Here is a 9,717-nt window from a genome sequence, read left to right on the forward strand (position 1 = left end):
TTGTTATTCTTTTGCGCCATAAATGGCGCGGCCGCTCAATCCAGCCGCTGCTCGCGCCAGTTCAGCCACAGCCGCAGGTCGAACTCCAGCTGGTGGTAGTCGGGCTGCATGTGGCAGCACAGCTGGTAGAAGGCCTTGTCGTGATCGCGCACTTTCAGGTGGGCGAGCTCGTGCACGACGATCATCTGCAGGAAGGGCAGCGGCAGCTCGCGGAACAGCGACGCGATGCGGATCTCGCTCTTGCTCTTCAGCCGGCCTCCCTGCACTCGGGAGATGGTGGTATTGGTGCCCAGCGTGCCCTTGAGCGGATGCTGCTGGTTGTCGTACAGCACCTTGGCCGGCAGCGGCGCGTTTTTCAGGTGGCGCTGCTTCAGCGCGGAGACGAACTGGTACAGCGCCTTATCGGTCTGCACGTCGTGGTCGTCCGGGTACTTGCTGCGCAGCAAGGCGCCGAGCTCGCCGGAATCGAACAGCGCCTGCGCCTGTTGCACCAGGGCGGACGGGTAATGCGGCAGGTATTTGAGAGTGGGCATGGGGATATTGTAAGGCCGCGGCGGCGATGCGTGTTGCCGCCGCTCAAGCCTTGCCGGCGATCAGGCGCGCGGGATCGGCCCAGCTGTAGCGCAACGCGGCAGCGCGGGTGCCGGCCGGGGTGTCCACCTCGCGGCGCTCCATCATTTCGCCGCCCAGCTTGCCGTAGACGGCGCAGGCGTCGGCATTGCGCTCGTACACCCATAGATAGAGCGGCCGGCCGGGCGCGATCCGCGAGGCCTCGGCCGCGGCGGCGGCCATCAGCGCGCGTCCGATGCCGCGCCCTTGCTGGCCGGGCAGCACGTGCAGATTGTCCAGGTAGACGCCCAGCTCGGGGGCTTCCTCTGGCAGCAGGCAGACGAAGCCGACCGGCTCGCCATTCCAGCAGGCCAGCCGCACCCAGGGCGGAGAGGCCGCGTCGAAGCGGCTGCGCCACAAGGCCAGCCTTTCGTCAGCGGCGCGCTGGTCCAGATAATCGTCCGGCAGGATGCCGCGGTAGCTCGCGCGCCAGCTGGCGGTGTGCAGGGCGGCGATGGCGGGCGCGTCGTCGGCATGGGCCGGGCGGAGGGCGAGCATCGGGCTGTTCCTTGGCGGGTTTCACGTGGAACAGCATATCGCAGGATGGAGATTTAGGTTTTGTTTATGCGGAGGCGGGCGATTTTTGCCGGAAATTGAGCCGCGGCCGCCTAGCATGGACGGGTGATTCCGCCGCATGGAGAAACGTTGGATGGCCATACCCGTCAGAACCGCGCTGCGCCGCAGCTGCCGCGAGGCATCCGGCGTGGCGATCCTCAGCCGCCTGCCCGCGAGAAAAGACGGCGAACAGACGCTGCGCCAGCGCCGGCTGCTGGCGGGCATGAGAGCCGGCCGCCATTGCCAGCCTGCCCGTTCCAATCTGCTGCGGCGCCTGGGCGCTTGGCTGGCGCGTCACTTCAGCCGCATCGGCTCCAGCAGGATGGTCTGATCGCCGCAGCTGAGCCACAGCTGGCCGTCCTGGATGGTGGCGGTCAGCTGCATGCTGCGCGTGGCGAGCGCGGCCAGCGACTGCAGCGCGTCGAAGTCGATGCGGAACACTTCCAGCTTGTCCAGGCGAGCGAGCTTGCCCTCGTTCTGCCCCCACCACACTTCGCTGGCGCGGCCGCCGTAGCTGTACAGCACCACGCGCTCGGAGCGGGAGCAGGCTTTCTTCAGCCGCTTCTCGTCCGGTTCGCCCAGGTCCACCCATAGCTCGATCTCGTCGGCGTAATTCTTCTGCCACAGCTCCGGCTCGTCGTCGGCGCACAGGCCGCGCGTGAAGGCCAGCGTCTCGCTGGCGTTGAGCGCGAAGGCGGCGATGCGCAGCATCATCCGTTCCAGGGTTTCCGACGGATGCTGGGCCAGCGTCAGCGGGTGGGTGGCGTAATAGCCGCGGTCCATGTCGGACAGCGTCAGGGTGGCTTTGTATATGGTGGCGGTCAGGGCCATGGGGATCTTCGCTGAATCGGGTTCGCCCGGCGCGACATTGCGGCAGGGCGTCCGATTCTAACCGCCGGCCGGCGTCAAGGCGAGGGCTGGCTGGTGCATTCCAGAGATTCGCCGCGCCAGTTGACGCTGGCGTCGCGGCCCTTGATCCAGAACTCTACGCCCTGGCCCTGATAACGCGAGCCGCTGCCGCTGAGCCCCTGGTGGACGATCACCAGCGCGTTGCCGCGCTCCAGCTTGGCGGTGGCGGGGTGGGTGCGGTAGAACGTGGCGAGGATGGTGGCGCCGGGCTGGCCGCGGCACAGGTAGCGCAACGGCGTCAGCGATTGGGCCAGGTTCCAGGTGGCTTGCAGCTGGGTGATGCGCAGGATGTAGGTGTCCCCCAGGCACATGTGGGGATCTTCGTCCTTCATGCAGTCCTTCAGGCTTTTCACCCAGCGCTTCTGTTCTGCGATCAGCTTGGCCTGCGCGCCGCTGCGGCTTTGCTCGGCTTGGCTCAGGGCCTGGGCGTAAACTTTCTCCAGCCGGTTGTCGAGCCGGGTCAGGCCATCGTCCTGGCACACCATGCTTTCCACCATATTGGCGGGTTGGTCGCAGTGGAAGTCGGTGGCCACCGGCGGCAAGACGGCGGCTGGCGGCGCCGGCGGGACGCCTTCTCCGCCGGCATGGCCATGGCCGCCCTTGGCGGCCATGGCCAGCGTGGGCAGCAGCAAAAACAAGCCTATCAGCCGAGATGGGGCTACGGGCATAATCTATCCTTGAATACGACGTATTATAGCGAGCCGGTTTGCCGTACGCTGCGGCGTCATCGGCTTCCTGCAGCCATTCGCGGCGGCGAGTTCCCAATGCCGGCGATTGGCTGTACACTGCGACGCTTCGCGCGAGTACCAGTCCCGCGCGCCTTTCTCATCCGAGTTCAACTTCTTTTTCCCGTCAGCCTGGATTGGTCGCAGTTCTGCGATAGGCCGTCGCAGGAGCATATTATGTCCGATCTTACCTTCGCCGACCTAGGCCTGGCCGACCCTTTGCTGCGCGCTGTCGCCGATACCGGTTATACCACGCCCACTCCGATTCAGGCCCAGGCCATCCCGCAAGTGCTGCAAGGCGGCGACCTGCTGGCCGCAGCCCAAACCGGCACCGGCAAGACCGCGGGCTTCACGCTGCCGCTGCTGCAGCTCTTGATGCGCTCGCCCAGCCATCATGCCGGCCGCCCGCGCGCGCTGGTGCTGACCCCCACCCGCGAGCTGGCCGCCCAGGTGGAAGAGTCGGTGCGCACTTACAGCAAATACCTGCCGTTGAAGTCGCTGGTGATGTTCGGCGGTGTCAACATCAATCCGCAGATCAAGGCGCTGCGCGCGCCGGTGGACATCCTGGTGGCGACGCCGGGCCGCCTGCTGGACCACGTCGGCCAGAAAACCGTCGACCTGTCCGGCGTCGAGATCCTGGTATTGGACGAAGCCGACCGCATGCTGGACATGGGCTTCATCCACGACATCAAGAAGGTGCTGGCCAAGCTGCCGGCCAAGCGTCAGAACCTGCTGTTCTCGGCCACCTTCTCCGATGAGATCAAGACGCTGGCCGACAAGCTGCTGGACAATCCCAAGCTGGTGGAAGTGGCGCGCCGCAACACCACCAACGAGCTGGTGACCCAGAAGGTACACCTGGTTGACCGGGATAAGAAGACCGATCTGTTGATCCACCTCATCCGCGAGCAGAATTGGTTCCAGGTGCTGGTGTTCACCCGCACCAAGCACGGCGCCAACCGCCTGGCTGAGAAGCTGGACAAGATCGGCATCCCGGCCGCGGCGATCCACGGCAACAAGAGCCAGAACGCGCGCACCCGCGCCTTGGCCGATTTCAAGAGCGGCGAGCTGCAGGTGCTGGTCGCCACCGATATCGCCGCGCGCGGCCTGGACATCGACCAGCTGCCGCACGTGGTCAACTTCGAGCTGCCCAACGTATCGGAAGACTACGTGCACCGCATCGGCCGCACCGGCCGCGCAGGCACCCCGGGCGAAGCGCTGTCGCTGGTGTGCGTCGACGAGTTCAGCTTCCTGCGCGACATCGAGAAGCTGATCAAGATGTCGATCGAGCGCTTCACGGTGCCGGGCTTCGAGGCCGATCTCAACGTCAAGCCGGAGCCGATTCCGATGGGCGGCGGCGCGCGCGGCCGCGGACAAGGCCAAGGTGGACGGGGCGGCCAGGGGCAAGGCCAACACCGTGGCCAGGGGCAGGGCCAGTCGCGCAACGCGCCGGCCAAGCCGCGCCACCAGACCGAAAGCAAGCCGGCCGGCCATGGCCGCAACGGCGGTCCGCGCCAGGGTCAGGGCGCCGGCCAGGGCGGTCGCGCCGCCAAGCCGTCCGGGTCGAAGCCCGCGCTGTTCAGCCCGCCGAAAGGCCGCTAAACCGGGCTCGGTGTGAATTGCACCGAAAAGGTTCGCATTGATGCATATCGCATTGACGGTTATGCTCGCCTGGAGACTGTCCGCAGCATATAAAACAAGGACGGCTCCGGGCATTTTGCAAGATCGGGAATACGATGCGATACCACGGCTTGGCGCTGGGTATCCTGAGCTGGGCCGCGCTGCTGGCGGCTCCGGTTGAGGCTGCCCAACGCCTCAAAATCACTCTCTCCAATCAGGAATGGCCGCCGTACATGGGCCAGGAACTGCCTTACGACGGCATTCTGTCGCGGCTGGTGAAGGAAGCCTTCGCCCGCGGCGGCGTCGATGTCGCCTTCCGCTATTACCCCAACAACCGCACGCTGCAGTCGGCCCGCAACGGCCAGGTGGACGGCAGCTTCGGCTGGGCGCCGACCGCGGAGCGCAAGCGCGACCTGCTGTACACTTTGCCGGTGTTGTCGGCGCGAATGGTGTTCTATCAGCGCAAGAGCCACAAGCTGGACTGGAGCCGCTGGGCCGAGCTCAAGGGCGCCCGCGTCGGCATCACCGTCGGCAACTACTATTCCGACGATTTCGACGCCCAGGCCAAGAACGGAATCTTGGCGGTGGACAGCGCGCCGGACGACCTGGTCAACCTGCGCAAGCTGTTGGCCGGCCGCATCGATCTGTTTCCCATCGATCTGGAAGTGGGCCGTTACCTGATCGCCCATCATTTCCCGCCGGCCCAGGGCGCGCAGCTGGAGGCGCAGAACCGTTCGTTCTGGTCGGCGCCGCTGCATGTGGTGATCTGGCGCAAGCACGCGCAGGGCAAGGAACTGGTGGAGCGCTTCAACCGCGGCCTGAAGGTCTTGCAGGACAGCGGCGACTTCGACCGCTTGCTGCAGGAAACCCGCGAAGCCTGTTTGCAGCCGCGCGCCTACTCGCCCTGAGCGCGCAGCGCGGCGCGCGCCTCGTCTAGAAACCGCTGCGACAGTTCGGCGTCCGGCACCGCCCGCGCCAGCAGCAGCGCCCCCACCATCATCGCCAGGCTGGCCTCGGGCGATGGCCCCGCGCCGTCCCGGCGCCTGGCGTCTTCCAGTTGCGCCAGCAGCGGGCCGAGGCCGGCGGCGAACGCGCGGCGCACGCCGGCGTCCTGGCGCGCGATCTCGCCCGCCAGCGCCGCCGCCGCGCAGCCGGAGTCGGGGAAGTCGCGGTGGGCGGGGCTCAGGTAGTGGTCGGCCAGCGCGGCCAGGCAGCCGCCGTCCGCGCTGTTTTCCAGCAGCGGCCGCCATTGTTCCGCCATCTGCTTTTGCGCTTCGCCGCAGGCGGCGGCCACCAGTTCGTCCTTGCCGGAAAAGTGGGCGTAGAAGCCGCCGTGGGTCAGACCCAGGTCGGCCATCAGGTTGGCGATGCCGACGCCGGCCAGTCCTTCGGCGCGAAAGCGCAGCGCGGCGATCGCCACGATGCGCCGGCGGGTCTGGGCCTTGTGCGAATCCGGATAGCGCATGCCGTCTCCCGGCAGTTCAGATGATTCTCATAATATAAACAAGACGGCGCGATGCCGGAGCCGGCCGGCGCTGCTATCAATAAAGCATGACGCCAATCGACGCGGGCCGCCGCCATGCCATTCCAACTCAATCTGTTCCGCCAGATAGTCGACCACGCCCATGACGCGGTGATGGTGACAGAGGTGGCGCCGCTGCAGCCGCCGGGCCCCATCATCGTCTACGTCAATCCGGCGATGTGCCGGATGAGCGGCTACGACGCCAGCGAGCTGCTGGGGCGCTCGCCGCGCGTGCTGCAGGGGCCGCTGACCGATCCCGCCGCGCTGCTGCAGCTGAGCGCCGCGCTGCGCGACGGCAGGCAGACCACGGTGGAGCTGCTCAACTACCACCGCTCCGGCACCCCGTACTGGGCCCGCTTGCATCTGCTGCCGCTGTTCGACGAGAGCGGCGAGCTCAGCCATTTCGCGGCGCTGCAGCAGGACACCACCGCGCGCCATATCCGCAGCGAGGCCTTGTACCGCATCGTGGTGTCGGACGAGGCCTCCAGCCTGTTCAACCGCCAGATGTTCTTCGACGTCGGCGCCAAATGCATGCAGCTGGCCTTGCGCCAGGGCAAGCCGCTGGCCGCGGTGCTGCTGGAGGTGGACGACCTGTGCCGGCTGAACAAATCCTACGGCCAGCTGGTGAGCCAGATGCTGATGCGCATCGCCGCCCAGTCCATCGCCGCCGCGATCCGGGAAAGCGACGTCGCCGGCCGCCTGTCGCCGCAGGAGTTCGGCCTGTTGCTGCCCGAGACCGGCGAGGCCGAGGCGCAGGTGGTGCTGGCGCGGATCCGCGAGCGGCTGAGCGCCGGCTTGATTGAGGCCGGCCTGCCCGACGGCGCCTACCTCGCGTTGCGGGCGGGCCTGTGCCTGGCCGGGGCGGGCGACCGGACCCCGGAGCAGGCGCTGGAGCGCGCGCGCGGGAATTTGCGGGGCGAGGATCAGCGCTCGGACGCGGGGGGCTAGCCGAGCGAGGCGGCGGAAGCCGGCTTCAGCCCTTGCCGTCCGGTGCGGCCGGAGCGCGTTGCCGCAGGAACCACGCCAGCGCGGCGAACAGCAGCGCGGCGACCAGGGTGTCCTCCACCCGTTCCAGCGCGCCGCTGGCCAGCTGGCCGGGCGGCAGCAGGGACAGCACCAGCGCGGTCAGCAGCGCGACGAAGACGCGGAAGCTGTGCCGCATCGCGATCAGCATCGCCATCTGCAGCAGCGCCAGCGCCAGCACGTGCCACAAGGGCGGCGCGTCCAGCGCGCGCAGCGACCAGTACAGCAGGCCGCTGAGCAGCGCGCCGGCCAGCGTGCCTATCGTGCGTTCGCGCGCCAGCCACAGCATCTGGTCCGGCGACGGGTCGGGAATGGCGACGGCGGCGATCGGCAGCCACCACGCGTGCGCGCCCCGCATCCAGCCGCCGGCCAGCCAGGCGAGGATGCCCCAGGGCAGCAGATGCCAGGCGTAGCGCCGCGCGTCGGCGGACGAGGCAGCCGGCAGCATGCGGAACCAGTCCCGCAGCCCCAATCGGGCCAGCGCGCCGCCGTAGCCGGCGCCGGCGAGCATCCAGGCGGCCTCCTGCCACGGCGGAATCGCCGCCGCCGGCGTCATGTTTCCCAGCAGCAGCGCGAACAGCCAGAACTGCACGCCCTTGTGCAGGCCGCGGCGCGCGCTCAGCGCCTGCAGCGCCAGGCCCGCCGCCAGCAGGGCCAGCATGACCGCAGGGTGGCCGGCGCATAGGCGGCCGGCGAGGTAGAGCCCGGGTATCGCCAGCAGCGACAGCGGCTGCAGCCGGCGCGCCAGCATCATGCACAGCGCGCTGTAGTTGGCGGCCAGCGCGAACAGCAATGCGCTGAACAGCGCTGCGCGCTGGATGCGCCGCCGCTGGTAGCGCATCCAGCCCAGGCTGTGCAGCGCGTATTTCGGGAAGGGCATGCCCGGGTCTTTCGTTCAGTCCGCTCCCGATGACTATGGCGTCATGCGCCGCCGCAGGCAAGCCGGGCAGGCGCGCGGCGCGCGTGCTACCATCCGGCCATGGAACTCTATCGACTGTTGCAACAACAAGGCTTCGGCGGCCGCAAGGAATGCCGCCAGCTGATCGAATACGGGCTGGTGGAAGTGAACGGCGAGGTGGTGGACAACTACCGGGCCCAGTTCGAGCTGGCCGACATCGCCAGCCTGACGGTGGACGACGAGCCGTGGCCGGTGGTGCGCGGACCGCTATATCTCTTGCTGCACAAGCCGGCCAATTACGAAACCTCGCACAAGCCGAACTGCCACCCCAGCATCTACCGGCTGCTGCCGGACCAGTTTTCCAATCTGGACATCAGCGCGGTGGGACGCCTGGACGTGGACACCACCGGCCTGATCCTGCTGTCCAACGACGGCCAGTTCATCCACGCGCTCTCCTCGCCGAAGAAGCTGGTGCCCAAGGTCTACCGCGCCACGCTGAAGCACGAGGCGACGCCGGAGCTGATCGCCAAGCTGCAGAGCGGCGTCTACCTCAACGACGAAGCGCGCGAGTTCGCCGCCGACAGCGTCGAACAGATCGACGCCCACACCATTGTGCTGACCATCACCGAAGGCAAGTACCATCAGGTGAAGCGCATGGTGGCGGCGGCCAGCAACCGCGTCGAGGCGCTGCACCGCGAAAGCCTGGGGGCTATTGTCTTGGGCGATCTGTCGGCGGGCGAGTGGCGGCATCTGACCGCCGAGGAAAAGGCCGCGTTCGGTTTTTGATCGGGGCGACGGCGGATGCAGAAACGGCGAGGATCGGCGATCCCCGCCGTTTTTCTTTGCCCGGAGGCTTGCACTGCGAACGGCCGGCGGCGTTTATTTCGCTGCCTTGCCCAGTCGCCGGTACAGGGTGGAGCGGCTGATGCCCAGCGCCCGCGCCGCCGCGCTGGCGTTGCCGCCGCAACGGCGCAGCAGGTCGGCGATGGCGCTGTCCTCCACCGCATGCCCCTGCGCCGCCATCTCCCCGCGCAGAGCGGCGGGCAGATGCTCGACGCCCAGCGCGGCGCCGTCGTCGGCCAGCGCCAGCAGCGTGGCCAGCAGGTTGGCCAGCTCGCGCAGATTGCCTGGCCAGCGATAGCCGCGGATGGCCCGCGCCAGCTCCGGCGCCAGCGAAATGCCGCGCCGGGCGGCGCCCATGCCGTCCAGCATCGTTTGGGCGATGGCCGCCGCGTCGCCGCGCTCGCGCAGCGGCGGCAGGCTGAGCGGGTAATGGCATAGCCGGTAGTAGAGATCGGCGCGGAAGCCGCCGTCGTCCACTCGCGCGCGCAGGTCGCGGTGGGTGGCGCAGATCAGGCGGATGTCCAGCCGCCGCGCCGGCCCGCCGCCCAGCGGCGTCACCTCGCGCTCCTGGAGCACCCTGAGCAGCCGCGCCTGCAGGCTGAGCGGCATGTCGCCGATCTCGTCCAGAAACAGCACGCCGCCGTCGGCTTCGCGCAGCCTTCCCTTGCTGCCCTGGCGGCTGGCGCCGGTATAGGCGCCGGGCTGGTAGCCGAACAGCTCGGCCTCGATCAGTCCTTCCGGTATCGCCGCGCAGTTGACCGCGGCGAAGGCCGCGCCGCGGCGGCTGCCGGCGGCGTGCAGCGCGCGGGCCAGCCTGTCCTTGCCGGTGCCGGTTTCGCCCAGGATCAACACTGGAATGTCCGCTTCCAGCAATTTCAGCGCGGTGGAGAACAAGCCGTCCGGCAAACCATCCAGCGCCGGCGCGGCGGGCGGGCGCGGCATGCCGCCGGCGGGCGCGCTTGACTTGGGGAGCTGGAGCGGCGGCGGGCGCAGCCGGGCCGACAGCCGGTGGTGGC

General features: G+C 68.4%; 12 protein-coding genes. 5 read left to right on the forward strand and 7 right to left on the reverse strand.

The window, feature by feature from the left end:
• Positions 1 to 35: 35 nt before the first annotated feature.
• Both VL52_RS16370 and VL52_RS16375 read right to left on the reverse strand, forming a co-directional pair.
• Positions 36 to 533, reverse strand: coding sequence for a YgjP-like metallopeptidase domain-containing protein (locus VL52_RS16370; protein WP_046158022.1), 498 nt, complete (start codon positions 531 to 533; stop codon positions 36 to 38).
• Between the two features lie 43 nt (positions 534 to 576).
• Positions 577 to 1,107 carry a GNAT family N-acetyltransferase gene (locus tag VL52_RS16375; RefSeq protein ID WP_046158023.1) on the reverse strand — a complete coding sequence of 177 codons (531 nt, stop codon included), beginning with the start codon at positions 1,105 to 1,107 and terminating at the stop codon, positions 577 to 579.
• 151 nt (positions 1,108 to 1,258) lie between these two features.
• Between VL52_RS16375 and VL52_RS16380 the strand changes: the two genes are divergently transcribed.
• Positions 1,259 to 1,495 (forward strand): hypothetical protein, encoded by a 237-nt coding sequence (locus tag VL52_RS16380; protein WP_046158024.1) that lies wholly within the window; start codon positions 1,259 to 1,261, stop codon positions 1,493 to 1,495.
• On the opposite strand, the gene VL52_RS16385 is transcribed toward VL52_RS16380, so the two are convergent.
• The gene (locus VL52_RS16385) at positions 1,459 to 1,995 is read right to left on the reverse strand and encodes a YaeQ family protein (protein ID WP_021475672.1); all 537 of its coding nucleotides are present in this window, start codon (positions 1,993 to 1,995) and stop codon (positions 1,459 to 1,461) included. The genes VL52_RS16380 and VL52_RS16385 overlap by 37 nt on opposite strands.
• Before the next feature lie 74 nt (positions 1,996 to 2,069).
• Complete coding sequence (locus VL52_RS16390) at positions 2,070 to 2,741, reverse strand: MliC family protein (protein ID WP_082107183.1); 672 nt, start codon at positions 2,739 to 2,741, stop codon at positions 2,070 to 2,072.
• A 234-nt stretch (positions 2,742 to 2,975) separates the two neighbouring features.
• Between VL52_RS16390 and VL52_RS16395 the strand changes: the two genes are divergently transcribed.
• Positions 2,976 to 4,397, forward strand: a complete 1,422-nt coding sequence (locus VL52_RS16395; RefSeq protein ID WP_046158026.1) for a DEAD/DEAH box helicase — start codon at positions 2,976 to 2,978, stop codon at positions 4,395 to 4,397.
• 134 nt (positions 4,398 to 4,531) lie between these two features.
• Positions 4,532 to 5,323 (forward strand): substrate-binding periplasmic protein, encoded by a 792-nt coding sequence (locus VL52_RS16400; RefSeq protein ID WP_052729360.1) that lies wholly within the window; start codon positions 4,532 to 4,534, stop codon positions 5,321 to 5,323.
• Here VL52_RS16400 and VL52_RS16405 read toward each other — a convergent pair.
• Positions 5,311 to 5,880, reverse strand: a complete 570-nt coding sequence (locus tag VL52_RS16405) for a TetR/AcrR family transcriptional regulator (protein WP_046158027.1) — start codon at positions 5,878 to 5,880, stop codon at positions 5,311 to 5,313. The two genes, VL52_RS16400 and VL52_RS16405, sit on opposite strands and share 13 nt — an antisense overlap.
• 114 nt (positions 5,881 to 5,994) lie before the next feature.
• Here VL52_RS16405 and VL52_RS16410 point away from each other — a divergent pair, with 114 nt between their 5' ends.
• On the forward strand, positions 5,995 to 6,885 hold the full coding sequence (locus tag VL52_RS16410; RefSeq protein WP_046158028.1) for a sensor domain-containing diguanylate cyclase: 891 nt from the start codon (positions 5,995 to 5,997) through the stop codon (positions 6,883 to 6,885).
• 25 nt (positions 6,886 to 6,910) lie between these two features.
• On the opposite strand, the gene VL52_RS16415 is transcribed toward VL52_RS16410, so the two are convergent.
• Positions 6,911 to 7,840, reverse strand: coding sequence for an FUSC family protein (locus VL52_RS16415; RefSeq protein ID WP_046158029.1), 930 nt, complete (start codon positions 7,838 to 7,840; stop codon positions 6,911 to 6,913).
• 99 nt (positions 7,841 to 7,939) lie between these two features.
• Between VL52_RS16415 and VL52_RS16420 the strand changes: the two genes are divergently transcribed.
• A complete protein-coding gene (locus VL52_RS16420) occupies positions 7,940 to 8,644 on the forward strand; it encodes a pseudouridine synthase (RefSeq protein WP_046158030.1) in 705 nt (234 codons plus the stop codon).
• 93 nt (positions 8,645 to 8,737) lie between these two features.
• Here the strand turns inward: VL52_RS16420 and VL52_RS16425 are convergent.
• Positions 8,738 to 9,717 (reverse strand): sigma-54-dependent Fis family transcriptional regulator (locus tag VL52_RS16425; protein ID WP_148562218.1); only part of this gene is annotated, 980 nt, incomplete at its 5' end.

It is taken from the genome of Chromobacterium vaccinii (assembly GCF_000971335.1).
Lineage (GTDB): Bacteria > Pseudomonadota > Gammaproteobacteria > Burkholderiales > Chromobacteriaceae > Chromobacterium > Chromobacterium vaccinii.